This is a genomic window from Acidimicrobiia bacterium (assembly GCA_035948415.1).
In the GTDB taxonomy this organism is placed as follows: Bacteria; Actinomycetota; Acidimicrobiia; order IMCC26256; family PALSA-555; genus PALSA-555.
This window is the reverse complement of the sequence record DASZJD010000094.1, coordinates 29,463-44,624: the sequence shown is the minus strand read 5'-3', so window position 1 is coordinate 44,624 and position 15,162 is coordinate 29,463. Positions and strand designations below refer to the sequence as shown.

General features: G+C 71.8%; 17 protein-coding genes. 10 read left to right on the top strand and 7 right to left on the bottom strand.

What is annotated here, in order from left to right:
• Window positions 1-4: 4 nt before the first annotated feature.
• The 6 genes from VG869_12785 (at window position 5) to VG869_12760 (ending at window position 4,743) form a co-directional block, all read left to right on the top strand.
• A complete protein-coding gene (locus VG869_12785; protein HEV3452065.1) occupies window positions 5-841 on the top strand; it encodes a DegV family protein in 837 nt (278 codons plus the stop codon).
• A 38-nt stretch (window positions 842-879) separates the two neighbouring features.
• Window positions 880-1,971, top strand: coding sequence for a protein kinase (locus VG869_12780; GenBank protein HEV3452064.1), 1,092 nt, complete (start codon window positions 880-882; stop codon window positions 1,969-1,971).
• Window positions 1,972-2,054: 83 nt separating this feature from the next.
• Window positions 2,055-2,336, top strand: coding sequence for a hypothetical protein (locus VG869_12775; protein ID HEV3452063.1), 282 nt, complete (start codon window positions 2,055-2,057; stop codon window positions 2,334-2,336).
• A gap of 28 nt (window positions 2,337-2,364) precedes the next feature.
• Window positions 2,365-3,303 (top strand): thioredoxin-disulfide reductase, encoded by a 939-nt coding sequence (gene trxB / locus VG869_12770; protein ID HEV3452062.1) that lies wholly within the window; start codon window positions 2,365-2,367, stop codon window positions 3,301-3,303.
• A 94-nt stretch (window positions 3,304-3,397) separates the two neighbouring features.
• Window positions 3,398-3,736: a thioredoxin gene (gene trxA / locus VG869_12765; GenBank protein HEV3452061.1), complete on the top strand. Its 339-nt coding sequence runs from the start codon at window positions 3,398-3,400 to the stop codon at window positions 3,734-3,736.
• A 5-nt stretch (window positions 3,737-3,741) separates the two neighbouring features.
• A complete protein-coding gene (locus VG869_12760) occupies window positions 3,742-4,743 on the top strand; it encodes a peptidoglycan-binding protein (GenBank protein ID HEV3452060.1) in 1,002 nt (333 codons plus the stop codon).
• Here the strand turns inward: VG869_12760 and VG869_12755 are convergent.
• The 7 genes from VG869_12755 to rpmH all read right to left on the bottom strand — a co-directional run bounded on the left by VG869_12755 (window position 4,740) and on the right by rpmH (window position 10,416).
• Complete coding sequence (locus VG869_12755; protein HEV3452059.1) at window positions 4,740-5,648, bottom strand: ParB/RepB/Spo0J family partition protein; 909 nt, start codon at window positions 5,646-5,648, stop codon at window positions 4,740-4,742. The genes VG869_12760 and VG869_12755 overlap by 4 nt on opposite strands.
• Window positions 5,623-6,399 carry an AAA family ATPase gene (locus VG869_12750; GenBank protein ID HEV3452058.1) on the bottom strand — a complete coding sequence of 259 codons (777 nt, stop codon included), beginning with the start codon at window positions 6,397-6,399 and terminating at the stop codon, window positions 5,623-5,625. Before VG869_12750 ends, VG869_12755 begins: the two co-directional genes overlap by 26 nt.
• A gap of 593 nt (window positions 6,400-6,992) precedes the next feature.
• A complete protein-coding gene (locus VG869_12745) occupies window positions 6,993-7,604 on the bottom strand; it encodes an RsmG family class I SAM-dependent methyltransferase (GenBank protein ID HEV3452057.1) in 612 nt (203 codons plus the stop codon).
• Window positions 7,605-7,606: 2 nt separating this feature from the next.
• Window positions 7,607-8,497, bottom strand: coding sequence for an RNA-binding cell elongation regulator Jag/EloR (gene jag / locus VG869_12740; protein HEV3452056.1), 891 nt, complete (start codon window positions 8,495-8,497; stop codon window positions 7,607-7,609).
• 10 nt (window positions 8,498-8,507) lie between these two features.
• A complete protein-coding gene (gene yidC, locus VG869_12735) occupies window positions 8,508-9,668 on the bottom strand; it encodes a membrane protein insertase YidC (GenBank protein ID HEV3452055.1) in 1,161 nt (386 codons plus the stop codon).
• Between the two features lie 9 nt (window positions 9,669-9,677).
• A complete protein-coding gene (gene yidD, locus VG869_12730; GenBank protein HEV3452054.1) occupies window positions 9,678-9,959 on the bottom strand; it encodes a membrane protein insertion efficiency factor YidD in 282 nt (93 codons plus the stop codon).
• 322 nt (window positions 9,960-10,281) lie between these two features.
• Window positions 10,282-10,416 carry a 50S ribosomal protein L34 gene (gene rpmH / locus VG869_12725; protein ID HEV3452053.1) on the bottom strand — a complete coding sequence of 45 codons (135 nt, stop codon included), beginning with the start codon at window positions 10,414-10,416 and terminating at the stop codon, window positions 10,282-10,284.
• A gap of 339 nt (window positions 10,417-10,755) precedes the next feature.
• Between rpmH and dnaA the strand changes: the two genes are divergently transcribed.
• The 4 genes from dnaA (at window position 10,756) to VG869_12705 (ending at window position 15,011) form a co-directional block, all read left to right on the top strand.
• On the top strand, window positions 10,756-12,180 hold the full coding sequence (dnaA, locus tag VG869_12720; protein HEV3452052.1) for a chromosomal replication initiator protein DnaA: 1,425 nt from the start codon (window positions 10,756-10,758) through the stop codon (window positions 12,178-12,180).
• A gap of 245 nt (window positions 12,181-12,425) precedes the next feature.
• Window positions 12,426-13,529: a DNA polymerase III subunit beta gene (gene dnaN, locus VG869_12715; protein HEV3452051.1), complete on the top strand. Its 1,104-nt coding sequence runs from the start codon at window positions 12,426-12,428 to the stop codon at window positions 13,527-13,529.
• Window positions 13,530-13,575: 46 nt separating this feature from the next.
• A complete protein-coding gene (locus VG869_12710; GenBank protein ID HEV3452050.1) occupies window positions 13,576-14,691 on the top strand; it encodes a DNA replication/repair protein RecF in 1,116 nt (371 codons plus the stop codon).
• Window positions 14,688-15,011: a DUF721 domain-containing protein gene (locus VG869_12705; protein HEV3452049.1), complete on the top strand. Its 324-nt coding sequence runs from the start codon at window positions 14,688-14,690 to the stop codon at window positions 15,009-15,011. Before VG869_12710 ends, VG869_12705 begins: the two co-directional genes overlap by 4 nt.
• Window positions 15,012-15,162: the final 151 nt, after the last annotated feature.

Genomic DNA, 15,162 nt, shown 5'->3' with positions numbered 1-15,162 from the left:
AGCCGTGCCAGTCCGAGTCGTCACCGACAGCGCCTGCGACCTGCCCGAGCCGCTCGTCGCCGAGCTCGGCATCGAGATCGTGCCGCTCACGATCCGGTTCGGTGCCGAGGAGCTCATCGATCGCGAGGAGCTCTCGAACCAGGAGTTCTGGCGCCGCCTGACCCACGCGTCGGCGCTGCCCGAGACCGCGGCCCCGTCCGCCGGCGCGTTCGCGGCCTGCTTTGGCGCCCTCGCGGAGGCCGGTGCCGACGGGATCGTCTGCGTCAACCTGTCGTCGCGGCTGTCCGCCACCATGCAGGCCGCGCAGGTCGCGGCCTCATCGGTCGCGGAGGGCTGCCCGGTCGAGGTCATCGACTCGCTCACCTGCTCGATGGGCCTCGGCAGCCTGTGCCTGGCCGCCGCCCGCAGGGCCAACGAGGGCGCCCCCCTCGAGGAGGTCGTCGAAGAGGTCACCGACCGGCGCGACCGCACCCGGCTCTTCGGAACCCTCGACACCCTCGAGTTCCTGAGGAAGGGAGGCCGGATCGGGAACGCGCGCGCCCTGCTCGGCTCGATGCTGGCGGTGAAGCCCGTCATCGAGGTGCGCGATGGCGTCGTTGAGGAGGCCGGAAAGGTCCGCACCCGATCGAAGGCGCTCCGCTTGCTCGCGGACAAGGTCCATGAGCAGTCGGTCGAGGAAGTGGCCGTCCTCCACGGCGCCGCCCCCGACCTCGACGAGTTCCTCGACCTCGTCGACGACGTCGCGCCTCGCGACAAGATTGTGGTCGGCGACGTCGGCCCCGTGATCGGGACCCACGCCGGGCCCGGGGTCCTCGGAGTCACCTTCCAGGTCGCGGGCTGACGCGGGCCCGGAGCGCCGGGCTGGGTAGCGTGACGCCGGTGTCTGCTCCTGCCGCGCCGGGTCGCGTGCTCGGTGGCCGGTATCGGCTCGTGAGCGTCCTCGCCCGGGGCGGGATGGCGACGGTCTGGGTCGGGGAGGACACGCTGCTCGCTCGACGGGTGGCCGTGAAGATCTTGCACCCAGAGCTCGCTTTCGACGAGGCGCTGCGCACCCGGTTCCGCAACGAGGCTGTGGCCGCAGCCCGGCTCAGCCATCCAGGGATCGTCGCCACGTACGACACCGGCGACGACGAGGGCCTCGGCTACATCGTCATGGAGTTCGTCGACGGTCCCAACCTGCGACGCGTCCTCGACGTCAAGGGCCCGCTTCCGATCCTCGAGTCCGTGCGGATCGGCCGCGAGGTCGCCGCCGCCCTCGAGGCCGCCCACCGGCAGGGCGTCGTGCACCGGGACGTGAAGCCCGCGAACGTGCTCGTGCCGCCGGACGGCTCCGTCAAGGTCACGGACTTCGGAATCGCCAAGGCCGGGGGCGGCGAGCTGACCCGGACCGGCACCGTCGTCGGCACCGCCCGCTACCTCGCGCCGGAGCAGCTGCGGGGCGAGCCCGTGGACCCGCGCACCGACATCTACGCCCTCGGCCTCGTGCTCTACGAGATGCTCGTCGGCGAGCTCCCCTTCCAGGGCGACACCGAGATGGCCATCGCCCTTGCCAGGCTGAGCACTCCGCCCGCTCCGGTCCGCCAGACCCGTCCCGACTGCCCGTCGGGGCTGGCCCGGCTGATCATGGCCTGCCTGGCCCTCGACCCGGCCGACCGTCCCCCAACCGCCCAGGCCGTCGCCGACGCCCTCTCGGACCGTCCCCGCGAGGACGCCACCGTCGCCGACGCCCCTCGGGCCGAGCCCGCGCGCACGGTGGTCATGCCCCCGCGAGAGCCCGCGCCCGCTCCGGCCCGGGCGGCCCCACCGATCCGCCCGACGCCACGCCCCGCCCGCCGCGGCCCGGTCGCCGTCCTCGCGGCGGTGCTGTTCATCGCCGGGGTCGCCGCCGGGTACCTCATTGTCCGCGCCGCTGGGGCGGGGGCCTCCCCGGTGCCAGCGCCGGTGGTGCACCCCCTCGCTCCGGGCCGCTGAGGCGCGGATCGGCGACGAGGCTCCCGGTCCCTTCCGCGTCCCCGGTACGCTCCCAGCGCTGGCGGGCCCCTCATCGAGAGCACATGGCCGACTGGACCACCCAAGCCGCGGACGCGATCGAGGCCGCCGTCTCGGCGGTCCGTCGGCGCGCCGTCGTACCGGCCGAGCGGGCCACCCGAGCCGTCGTCTACGGCCTCCTCGTCACCTTCTTCGTGCTCACCGCGCTCGTGCTGGCGTCGGTCGGGGCCTTCCGGGGCCTCGTGCTCCTGGCCGGCGACGTGTGGCTGGCGTACCTGATCGCGGGCGGAATGCTCGTGCTGGGGGGCGCGTTCTGCTGGAGCAGGCGGACCAAGCGGACGGCCTGACCGGCGTCCGGAGGAGGTGCGGCTCCCAGTGAGCGATGAGCGGTCGCTCGTCATCGTCGGCTCCGGGCCGGCGGGGCTGACCGCGGCCGTCTACGGCGCCCGGGCGAACCTGGCCCCCGTCGTCATCGAGGGCCTCGCCGCCGGCGGGCAGCTCATGCTGACGAACGACGTCGAGAACTACCCGGGCTTCCCCGACGGGATCCTCGGCCCGGAGCTCATGACGAAGTTCCGCGAGCAGGCGGGGCGTTTCGGCGCCGAGTTCGTCACCGCCGACGCCGAGCGGGTGGACCTCAGCGAGTCGCCGTTCGGGGTGTGGGTCGACGGCCAGGAGTTCCGAGGCGAGGCGCTCATCGTCGCCACCGGCGCGTCGGCCCGGATGCTCGGCCTTGAGTCCGAGCAGCGGCTGCTCGGCCACGGCGTCTCGACGTGCGCCACGTGCGACGGGTTCTTCTTCCGTGGCAAGCCGCTGGCCGTGGTCGGCGGCGGCGACTCCGCAGTGGAGGAGGCGCTGTTCCTGACGAAGTTCGCGACCGAGGTCACGCTCATCCATCGTCGCGACGAGCTCCGCGCCTCCAAGATCATGGCCGAGCGTGCGCGCGTCAACGCCAAGATCAGCTTCCGCTGGAACGCGGTCGTGGACGACGTGCTCGGCAACGGCCAGGTCGAAGCACTGCGCCTGCGCGACACCGTCACCAACGAGCCCTCCGAGCTCGCCGTCGGCGGCCTGTTCGTCGCCATCGGCCACGACCCGAACACCGCGCTCTTCCAGGGCCAGCTCGAGCTCGACGACGCCGGGTACGTCAAGACCGCCGCAGACTCGACCGGCGCGTCAGTCGACGGCGTGTTCGCGGCTGGGGACGTCCAGGATCATGTGTTCCGGCAGGCCGTGACGGCGGCGGGGAGCGGCTGCATGGCCGCCATGGAGGCCGAGCGCTGGCTGTCGGCCCGAGCGCACGCGCGGCGGTGATGAGCCCAGCCCGGAATTCGCGTGTCGGGGCCCGTGTTCTCCCCGTCAGTAGACTCGTCCCGCGGACGGCGCGGCCCTGACGAAAGGTATTGGCGTGTCTGAGCACATCCTGGCGCTGAGCGACTCCACCTTCGACGAGACCATCAGCGGGTCGGAGCGGCCGGTGCTGGTGGACTTCTGGGCCGAGTGGTGTGGTCCCTGCAAGATGATTGCTCCTGTGCTCGAGGAGATCGCGTCGGAGAACGGCGACAAGCTCCAGATCGCCAAGCTCAACGTGGACGACAACCCCAACACGGCGATGCGCTACAACGTGATGAGCATCCCCACGCTGCTCTTGTTCAAGGCCGGAGAATCGTCACAGGAGGCGCGCCGACTGGTCGGCGCCAAGGGCAAGGCCCAGCTCCTCCAGGAGCTCGCCGAGTTCGTCGGCTGAGCCGCGTGCCCGCGCCGCTGCGAACCGGCGGCCGCGGTGAGGAGGTTCGCGACCTCCAACGTCGCCTCGGCGGGCTGGGCTACCACGTCACCGCCGACCCGATGGGCTGCTTCGGCGCCGGGACCGAGGCCGCGGTTCGGGCGTTCCAACAGGCCCGGGGCCTTCGGGTGGATGGGCTCGTCGGCCGCCAGACGTGGTCCGCACTGGTCGAGAGCGGGTACGGCCTGGCGGACCGCCTGCTCTACCTGCGCCGCCCGATGGCCCGCGGCGACGACGTCCTCGAACTCCAACGCCGCCTGAACGCCCTCGGCTTCGACGCCGGCCGTGAGGACGGGATCCTCGGCGAGGCGACCCAGCGCGCCCTGGCCGCCTTCCAGGGCGATGCCGGCATTCCCGCGGACGGGATCTGCGGCCCTGCGACCGTGGCCGTACTGCGCAGGGTCGGAGGCATGGCCGCAGGCTCGGTGGCCGTCGTTCGCGAACGCGAGGCCCTGCGACGAGAGCCGCGCCGGCTCGCCGGTCACGTCGCGTACGTCGCCGCTGCGCCCGGGCTGGCCGTGCTCGGCGAGGAGGTGACGCGCGGACTTCTCGACAGCGGCGCGCGCGCGCTCCTCGACGCCTCCGGCGCCGACGACTCGCTCCTCGCTGGCTCCGCCAACCGCTTCGACGCGGACCTGTTCCTCGGCCTACGGCCCGGCGACTCGGTCGGCTGCCACTGCGCGTACTTCGCCCTCGGCCGGTTCAGGTCGGAGTCCGGACGCGCCATCGCGACCGCCGTCCACGATGAGCTGCGCGACCTCCTGCCCACCGCCGTCGACGTGTCCGGCAAGGCCTACGCGGTCCTGCGCGAGACTCGCATGGCGGCGGTCGTCTGCGAGGTCGTTCCGGACGGTGACGTCGACGCGATGCGCGGGATCGTGGCCGGCGCCGGCAATGTCGCCCGGGCTGTCGTGCGCGGCATTCGCCGCGCCGTCGAAGCGCCGGTCGTCGTGGAGGGCGACCGCTAGGCCGACGCGGCGCTCGGGGCGCCGCGGTCGCCGGTCATGCGGCGGTAGATCCGCTCGAGGTCGTCGAGGCCGCCGAAGTCCACGGCCAGCGTGCCTTTCTTCCCGGCGCGGAGCCGAATTCGCACTCGCGTCTGCAGGTGCTCGGCGAGGAGCTCCTCGATCTCGAGCAGGCCCGGCGGCCGAATCCGGGCCGTCGTCGAACGCGCTCGCTCCCCATCGTCAGTGCCCTCGTTGCGCGCGCGCACTGCGTCTTCGACCGCGCGGACCGACAGATCGTCCTTGATGGCCCGCCGGGCGAGTGACTCTTGGAACGCGCGATCGGGTGTCCCGAGCAGCGCCCGGGCGTGACCCATGGAGAGCCGGTCGTCGCGCAACGCGCGCTGGATCGATGGGGGCAGCAGGAGGAGGCGGAGGGTGTTGGAGACCGCGGCCCGACTCTTGCCCACCGTCGCCGCCACCTGGTCGTGGGTCATCGAGAAGTCCTCGATCATCTGTTGGTAGGCCGCGGCCTCCTCCAGTGGGTTGAGGTCGTCGCGTTGCAGGTTCTCGACCAGGGCCGCCTGCAGCGCCTTGTGGTCCTCGGTCTGGCGGACGATCGCGGGGATCACCTGCAACCCGGCCCGGCGCGCCGCCCGCCAGCGACGCTCGCCGGCGACGAGCTCGTAGCCGTCTCCCGCCGGCCGGACCAGGACCGGCTGCAGGAGCCCCACCTCGCGGATCGAGTCCGCCAGGGCCCCGAGGCCCTCTTCGTCGAACCGATCGCGGGGTTGATAGGGGTTTGGGCGAATCGCGGCAATTGGGAGCTCTTGGAGCCCCGGCTCCACCGCCGGCCCGCCGACCCGCTCGGCGGCACCGGTCGGGATCAGAGCGCCGAGACCCTTACCGAGTCCGCCTGGTCGCGCCATCGCACACCTCCCTCGCCAGATCGCGGTAGGCCCGGGCGCCGCGAGACGTCGAATCGAACACGATGATCGGCTGCCCGAACGACGGCGCCTCGGACAGGCGGACGGTGCGCGGGACCACCGTCTTGTAGACCTTCGGGCCGAAGTACTCGCGGACCTCGGCCTCGACCTGGTCGGCCAGCTTCGTGCGGGCGTCGTACATGGTGAGCACGATCCCGCGGACCTCAAGCGAGGGATTCAGGTTGGCGTGCACGAGCGCCACATTGCGGAGCAGCTGCCCGAGGCCCTCGAGCGCGTAGTACTCGCACTGGATCGGGACGATGACGTCGTCGGCGGCGGCGAGACCGTTCACGGTGAGGAGGCCCAGCGAGGGTGGGCAGTCGATGAGGACGATGTCGTACTGGTCGCGCACGGCGTCGATCGCCCGCCGCAGTCGTAGCTCCCGGCTCATCTGGGCCACGAGCTCGATCTCGGCGCCGGCCAGGTCGATGGTGGCCGGCGCGACGAACAGGTTCTTCAGGCTGGTGGGCTCGACGCAGTCCTCGAGTGGCATGTTGCTGAGGATGACGTCGTAGACCGATGCGGTCACGTCCCGCGGGTTGAGGCCCAGGCCGGTGGTGGCGTTGCCCTGCGGGTCGAGGTCGACGACCAGGATCCTGAAGCCGGCCTCCGCCAGGGCCGCGCCCAGGTTCACCGCCGTGGTCGTCTTCCCTACCCCGCCCTTCTGGTTGGCGATCGCCACGACCTGGGGCAGCTCGAGGGGTGCGGCCCGAGCTTGCTCCCCGGTCGGCAGCGCGTGCCGGTCGAGGATCGGGCCGTCGGGGAGGCGCGGGTCCGCGGCGTGCTCGTCGTCGAGCCTGATGTCGCTCACCGCTCCTCCGCGAGTCTCGACGTCGACTTGAGGCTGGGCTTGCAGGATACGCGACTCGGAGCCGCTTGGAAAGAGTTCACCTCCGGTTTGTCCACCTCGGCTCGTCCGCTCGGCGCCGGTGCAGCCTCAGGGCGGGTGGACGTTGGGAGAGCGGCCGAGCCTCGCCGGCGCTGCTGGCCAGTCCCTCCCCCGCGCCCGTTCCTTGGACCCACGCCCTCGGTTCCACGTGGAACCCGAGACTTGGGGCGGTGGTGGCCGACGGCATGGGGCTCCACGCCGGGAGGCCTCCTCCCCTGGGTGGGTTCCACGTGGAACCCGGAGACCTGGGGCTGGGCCGGCGCCATGGCCCTCCCTGTTGCGAGGCCTCCTCCCTGGGCGGGGTTCCACGTGGAACCGGAGACCTGGGGCGGTGGTGGCCGACGCCATCGCGCCCCCGCCCGGAGCCTCCTCCCGTGGGGGTGGTTCCACGTGAAACGTCAGTCCCAGAGGGGCCGCCGGGCCGGCACCCCCGATCGACGCGGCCACCGCTCGTCCAGCGTGCCGTCACGCCGGAGCCGGGCGACCGCGACGCCGGCGCTCACCACCATCTCCGGTCCCGAAAGGCCCAGCCGCGCCAGCCCGGCGGGATCCCACCGCCCGGCATCGCCGCCGGGGGGCTCGGAGACCACCAGCTCGCCTCCCCGCGCCAGGAATCCCACGCCGGACTCCGCGGTGACCGCCGCCGCCCCGAACCCTCGAGCCACCACGCATGCGAGCCGGCCGCGCCATTCCTCGCGCCGCGCCGCGTCTTCGGCCCGGGCGACGACCACCGACACCCGCCCCGTCAGTCCCAGTTCGTGGCAAGCGGCTCGGAGGTGCGCCCCCCGCCGGCCGACCGAGTCGAGCAGAACCCCCGTGGCGGCGGGCCACTCTTGGGCCAGGATCAGGCCGGGGACCCCAGCCCCGCTGCCGAGGTCGAGGAACGACGACGGCGGCTCGATGAGCCTGGCGAGGCGGCGCGCGTGCTCGATGTGGTCCTCCACCGGGCCCGGCCCGAGGAACCCGAGCCGCTGGGCCCGGGCGAGCACGGCGGGCAGCCCGCCGGGCACGATCAGCCGGGCCGGACTACCACGCGGCGGTGGGGCTCCTCGCCCTCCGACGCAGTCGTCACACCGTCGAGCGCGGCGATGGTGTCATGAACGACCTTGCGGTCCGCCGGCGGCATGGGCTCGAGGGCCTGGTCGCGCCCGGTCTCCCGGACCTTGTCGGCCAGCTCCTCGGCGAACCGGGCGAGTGCCTCCCGCCGCTTGGCCCGATAGCCAGCGACGTCGACGTTGATCCGGGCGCCCCGGCCCTCGGTCCGCCGCTGCACCACCGTGCGCACCAGTTCCTCGATGGCTTGGAGCGTGGCGCCCCGAGGGCCGACGAGCAGCCCGAGGTCTTGGCCGGTCACGTCCACCAGCACCCCGCCCTCCTCGTCGATGGTGACGGCCACGGTCGCCGCGGCGCCAAAGGCCTCGATGAGCCCCCGGGTGAACGTCTCCGCCTCGCGGGCCTGGTCCTCCACCGGCACCTCGCTCACCGGCTCCTCCCTCGTCTCCTCGTCGCCTCGCGCCTCTCGCCCGGCGCCACTCGACCCACCCCGACGCCGCCGGGGGCGGCTTCGCTCGGCCTCCGCGGCCGTGGCCACCGCCGCCTCGTCGCCGCTGCTGCGAGCCCGGGCGCCGCCGGCCCGGCCCCGGCGGCCAGCGCCCCGCCCACCCTCCCGGCCGCGGGCCTCGCCCGGCCGCGTCCGGCGGGCTCGAGGCCGCCGCTCCCCCGGCTTCTCCCGGGAGATCGGCCGCACTCGGGCTCGGATGCGAGCCTCGCGTCGCCCAAGCAGGCCGCCGCGCGGCTCCTCCAGCACCTCGAACTCGACCTCGTCCTCGTCGACGCCCAGGGTGTCGAGCGCGACGTCCAACGCCGCGGCAACGGTACGCCCGGTCGTCTCCACCCACTCCATGCGACTGGCCTCAGCGCTTCCGCTTCTTCTTGGAGCTCCGGCGCCGACGCTGCGGGGGCGGTCGCCCGCTCGATCCGCTGCCCGCCGAGACGCTCGGCCCCGGGCGCCGTGGCGTCCCTGCCGACGGTGGACGGCTCGGGGCCTTCGTTCGCCCGCCCCCGTTGCCGCCTGGGGGCGGCGGCAGCTGGAACAAGGACCGGAGCCCACCGCCTCGGACGCGCTGCTCCGGAACCGTCGCGCGCTCCGGCCGCGCCGGCCGTGCCGGCGAGCGGTTGACGCGCTTGGGCTTCGACGCCGGCGGCGGCGCCTCGGCTTGTGCGCCCTCACCGTCTCCGTCTGGGGTCCCCGACTCGGGCTCCGTTCGGTCGCTGCTGGCGACGTCGATGGCCGCGCCGCCTCCCCGCGGCAGCTTCGGGCCTCCGCGGGCCGGGCTGGCCGCGGTGCCGTGCCGGCGGAAGATGAGCTCTTGCTGGCCGACCCGGAAGAGGTTGCTCACGAAGAAGTAGAGCACCAGCCCGGCCGGGAACTGCAGCGAGATCAGCCCGAAGAAGACCGGCAGGATCTTCATCACGGTGCCCATCTGCTTGCTCGCCGCCGGCGTGCGGGACTGGGCCTGCTTGGTCTGCAGCATGCCCGTGACGACCACCAGACCGACGAGGAGGAACGCCAGCACCGCGTTCAGGCCGTGCGCCTCTGTGGGGGTCTTCTGGAGGTCGAGGGTCAGGAACTTCAGGTGGTGGACGGAGCTGCTCGTGCACTTGCTCACGCCCCCGCAGAACGCCGTGTAGAGGCTTGAGAAGCTACCGGTCTTCGGGATGTGCTTGAACGGGTCGCGCAATACCCGGAAGAGCGCGAAGAAAATCGGCAGCTGCACTACCAGGGGCAGACACCCAGCCAGGGGGTTGATCTTGTTCTCCTGGTAGAACTTCATCATCTCTTCGTTGAGCTTCTGACGATCCCCCTTGTACTTCGCCTGCAGCTTCTTGATCTCGGGCTGCACGCGCTGCATGGCCATCATCGACTTCGCCTGCTTGGCCGTCAGCGGGTAGAGCACGACCATCACGACGAGGGTCAGCAGGATGATCGCCACCCCCAGATTGGGGATCAGCGAGTAGAAGAAGGCCAGGACGGCCCCGAGCGCGTTGTAGATCGTGTTCAGGAACTGCTGCATCTCGGCCTCTCAGGAGGTGGCGGCGCCGGGCGCCGCCCTCGGGGAACGTCTGTTCGACGGGGGGACGTGATCCACGCCCCCGGGATGCCAGGGGTGGCATCGAGCGAGGCGCCGAGCCGCCAGCCAGCTGCCGCGCGTAGCCCCGTGCTCGGCAAGCGCCTCGAGCGCGTACTCGGAGCAGGACGGATAGAACCGGCATCGCGACGGCAGCCGCGTGCTCGCCAGCCGCCAGGCTCGGATCGGCACCATCAGCAAGCGGGCGGCCAGGCGTGGCCGAGCGCTCCCGCTCATCGTCGGAGCTCCTGGGCGCGGACGGCTTCCCCCACGTGCCGAGCCAACTCGCAGAAAGGCATCGTCACGGCTTCCCGACCGGCCGCCACGAGGTACGCCGCGCCGCGTTGCAATGCGTCCGCGTGGACACCGACGGCGGCCCGGAGACGCCGCCGTGCTCGGTTGCGCGCCACCGCGCCCCCCACGGCCCGCCCCACCGCGTACGCGACCCGGGGCGGTCCGGCGCCGACTCCCGCGACCGCCCGCACCGAAACCGGTCCGCGTCGCGCCGGCCGGGCCTGAGCGAGCGCCTCGAACGTCCCACGGTCGCGGACAGCGTCAGTCAGGCCGCGAGCCGCTTGCGGCCTCGGGCGCGTCGCGCTTTCAGCACCGCCCGGCCGCCGCGCGTCTGCATCCGCGCGCGAAAGCCGTGCTTCTTCTTGCGCTTCCGAGTGTTGGGTTGGAACGTGCGCTTCACGCATGGCCTCCTGGAGCGCACCCGAGACGCTGGGCCTCCGCCGAGGGGGCGGAGCGCTACGAGGACACGCCGCCGCGGTAACGGAGCAGTGTACCGGGCCCCTTCGAAGGACGTCGCAACGCGCCCGTGCCGCGCCGCCCCCGGGCTCGCGCGCACTGGTCTCGCCTCGACATCGCCCCTTGTGACGTCTCGCCACCCGGTGCTACGTTCCCCGCTCGCCGTCGTTCCGGCCTCCGGCGGCGCACTTCCCTGCGGGGCCTCCGCCTCGACCGGCCGGCCAGCCCGGAGGGGGGAGCGGCGGGCGCCACTCCCGTTTCTCCACAACGTGTGGACGCGCCTGTGGACAACGAAGACCCGCCGGATCTGACCCCCGCCGACGACCTGGCCGAACGCATCTGGGACCAGGCCCGCGGGCGAGTCCGGGCCGAGCTCGCCGACTCGGCGTGGCAGACCTGGTTCCACGGCCTCCACCCGCTGGGCCTCGACGACGACGTCTTGTACCTCGGGGTCCCTAACGCCTTCGCAGCCGAGAAGATCCGGTCTCAGTACCTGCCCATCCTCGAGTCAGCCCTGCTGCGGTCCACCGGCCGGGCCCTGGCCGTGGACCTGCAGGTCGACACTGAGGCCCGTGGCGACGAGGTCCTCCTGGCCCTGAGCCAGCCAACAGTGGCTGCCGCACCGGAGCCACCGACCCCGGCGCCGTCGGTCACAACGCCGCTGTCGTCGACGATGCTGAACCCCCGCTACACATTCGACCAGTTCGTGATCGGTGCTTCGAACCGGTTCGCGCACGCTGCCGCGCTCTCCGTCGCGGAGGAGCCGGCGCAGGCGTACAACCCCTTGTTCATCTACGGCCGCGCCGGCCTCGGCAAGACGCACCTGCTCCACGCGATCGGTCATCACGTACGGGCGGTCCTTCCAAAGTTCCGGGTGCGGTACCTCACCACCGAAGCATTCATGAACGACTTCGTGGAGGCCATCCGAGATCGCACGCGTATGCCCCTCTTCAAGCGTCGCTACCGCGACCTCGACGTGCTGCTCATCGACGACATCCAATTCCTCGAGCGCACCCAGGAACTGCAAGAGGAGTTCTTCCACACCTTCAACCAGATCCACAACGCAGGCGGGCAGATCATCATCTCGTCAGACCGCTCACCGAAGTCGATCGCTACCCTCGAGGACCGGCTGCGCAGCCGGTTCGAATGGGGCCTCATCACCGATGTCCAGCCCCCCGAGTTCGAGACCCGCCTGGCGATCCTTCGCAAGAAGGCAGAGGCTGAACACCTCCACGGCATCCCGGACGAGGTCCTCGCCTTCATCGCCTCAAGCATCCAGGACAACATCCGGGAGCTCGAGGGCGCGCTGATCCGAGTTGCCGCCTACTCGAGCCTGAACCGAGCGCCGCTGTCGGAAGAAGTGGCGCGGTCCGTCCTTGCCGACCTCCTGCCCGCCACGAAACCGCGTGAGATCACACCCACGCTCATCCTCGACGAAACCGCGAAGCAGTTCGGCTGGACCCTCGACGAACTCTGTGGCAAGAGCCGGCGGCGGCCGCTCGTCAACGCTCGGCAGATCGGCATGTACGTCATGCGCGAGCTCACTGACCTCAGCTACCCGCGAATCGCCGAGGAGTTCGGCGGCCGCGACCACACCACGGTCATGTACGCGGTCGACAAGATCCGCGAGCAGATGCACGAGCGGCACCACACGTTCGACCAAGTCAACGAGCTCATGAAGCGGATCCGCCGCGGCAGCGCCAGCTGACCCCGTGTGGACGACGCTGTGGAAGCCTGGGGATTTCCCCTCACCCCCTCTGGATACGCTGGCGTTCCAGGGACCAGACCGCTGACGGGCAGTGGAGCGAGCGTCCGACCTGGGGATAGCTGGGGAGGACCGATCTGCCCTCTGACCTGCCTAAACGGGGGGCTTGTCCACAATCCACACCCCCTATAACAACGACAACCCTTGGTACTTAGTAGTAAGCGGTAGGCCACCTCACAGGAGTGCCCGTGAAGTTCCGTTGCGAACGTGACACCCTCGCCGACGCCGTGGCGAGCGCCTACCGCGCTGTGGCGTCTCGGAGCGGGGCCCTACCGGTCCTGTCGGGGCTACTCGTCCGGCTCCAGGGCGACCAGGTGGAGCTGGTCGGTTCCGACCTAGAGCTGACGATCCGGGTGCGGGTGCCGGCCGAGGTGGAGGGGGAGGGGAGCGCGGTGCTCGTCGCCCGGCTCTTGCAGGAGCTGATGGGCCGTCTCGCCGCTGGCGTCGTGCAAGTGGAGCTCGGAGACGACCAGGCCAAGATCGAGGCGGGCCGGTTCCGGTCTGAGGTTCGGACCCTGGCCGCGTCGGATTTTCCGCGACTCCCGGAGCCGGAGGGTCAAGGGGTGAAGGTGGCGGCGGGTCCGCTAGCCCAGGGGCTGCGCCAGGTCGTCCCGGCGGCCTCGAAAGACGATGCCCGCCCGATTCTGACCGGCGTGCTCGTCGCGGCGACGGCGGACGGTGTTCGCTTGGTCGCCACGGATTCGTATCGGCTCGCAGTCCGGGACCTGCCCGGCGTCAGCTTGTTGACGGAAGGTCGCTCGGTGCTCGTGGGGGCCAAAGGCCTCGGGGAGTTGCAGCGGCTCCTCCCGACCGACGGCGAAGTGGAGGTGTTCCTCGGGGAGCGCGACGTCACCTTCCGCCTGAACGGAACCGAGCTGACCGCTCGTCTGGTGGAGGGGGATTTCCCGAACTACCAGCAGCTGGTGCCGAGCGGCTACCCGAACCGGCTCGCGGTCGAGCGGGACGCGCTGGCAGACGCTGTGAACCGCGTTCGACTGGTGGCAGGTCAGAACCGAGATTCGAGCCCCATCCGGCTCGCGATGAGCGCCGGCGGGCTGGAGCTGTCGGCCACGGCCCAGGACGTCGGGCAGTCGTACGAGCCGGTCGAGGCAAAGTACGAAGGCGCCGAGCTCACGGTGGCGTTCAACTCACAGTTCCTCCTCGACGGGCTGGAGGCGGCGGGATCCTCTGAGATCGTGATCGAGACGATCGACCCGTTGAAGCCGGCGGTGTTGCGGGGAAGCGACGGGGCGGACTTTTTGTACCTGCTCATGCCGGTGCGGATCGCCTGATCGGCGCGGCGGGCTCGCCCCCGGTGTGCCGTGCCGTGGACGCAGCGTGTACCTGGCCCGACTCGAGCTCCTCGACTTTCGCTGCTACGAGTCAGTCGCGCTCGAGCTGCCGGCGGCGGTGATCGGCGTGACCGGCGCGAACGGCCAGGGCAAGACCAGTCTCTTGGAGGCAATGGGCTGGCTGGCGCTCGGTCACTCGTTCCGTCGGGTTCCCGATGGGGCACTGATCCGTGACGGAGCCGAGCGGGCGGTCATCCGTGGCGTTGTGGGCAACGGCTCCGGTACCCGGAGCGTGGACGTGGAGCTCCGACAGGTCGGCCGGCACCGCATCCTCTTGAACGGACATCCGGCGGCCCGCACCCGCGATCTCCTCGGCAGCCTCCGCGTGACCGTGTTCGCGCCGGACGACCTGCAGCTCGTGAAGGGGGGCCCCGGTGAGCGGCGGGGCTTCCTCGACGAGCTCCTGGCCGCGTCGGCGCCCCGCTACGCCGGCGTGCGCGGGGACGTGGAGCGGGTGCTGCGCCACCGCAACGCCCTGCTTCGTGCCGGCGTGCGGGACCGGGAGGCCCGCGCCACGCTGGCCGTGTTCGATGATCAGCTCGTTCAGGCGGGAGGCGAGCTCGTGCGGGGGCGGCTGCGGCTCCTGGCCCGGCTCGCACCCGCCGTGGATGCGGCGTACCGGGCGTTGGCCCCGCACACGCTCCACGTCCGCACCGCCTACCACCCGGGCTGGGCTGATCCGGATCCCCCCGTAGACCAGGTCGAGGCCGCGCTGCGCGCTGCGCTCGAGCGAGAGCGGCGACGCGAGCTCGACCGTGGGGTCACCCTCGTCGGCCCCCACCGGGACGATTGCCGGCTCACCATCGACGAGCGTGACAGCCGCACGCACGCCTCCCAAGGTGAGCAGCGCACCCTGGCGCTCGCCCTCCGCCTGGCCTCGCATCGGGTGGTGGCGGAGGTCGTGGGCAGTGAGCCGGTGCTGCTCCTCGACGACGTGTTCAGCGAGCTCGACGGCGAGCGAGCCGCGGCCCTCGTCGCGGCGCTCCCCAGCGGCGCCCAGACGGTCGTCACCACGGCCGGAACCCTGCCCGCGGGCATCACACCCGCGTGTCATCTTGAGGTGGGAGCCGGTCGGGTGACCGGGGCCCAGCCAAGCCTGTGAACGAGCCCTCCCGCCGCCGCGGCGACGTGCCGACGCCGCTCGCCGACGCCTTGCGCGCCGTCGGCGAGGAGCTCGGGCTGCCCGACCCGGGGCTGGTGGCCTCGCTCAGCGACCGCTGGCCCGACGTCGTCGGCGCGACGGTCGCCGAGCACGCCCGGCCCAGCAGCCTCCGCGATGGAACGCTGACCATCGCGGTGGACGCGGCACCCTGGGCGACCGAGCTCCGGTACCTCGAACACGAGATCCGCGCGCGGCTCGCGGAGATCAGCGGCCAGGACAGCGTTCACGCCATCCGCGTCATCGTCGAGCCGGCGCGTTGACGCCGCGTGGACACTGTTTCGTGGGTGCGCTCTGGTACACTCGAAAGTGTCGTTCGGGCGCGTTGACGTGGTGGCCCACCTCGCCACCCTTGATCACCGAGGCCCAGAGCGTGTTCCCTTTCCCGCGACGCTGAAATCGTCGCTGATCCCC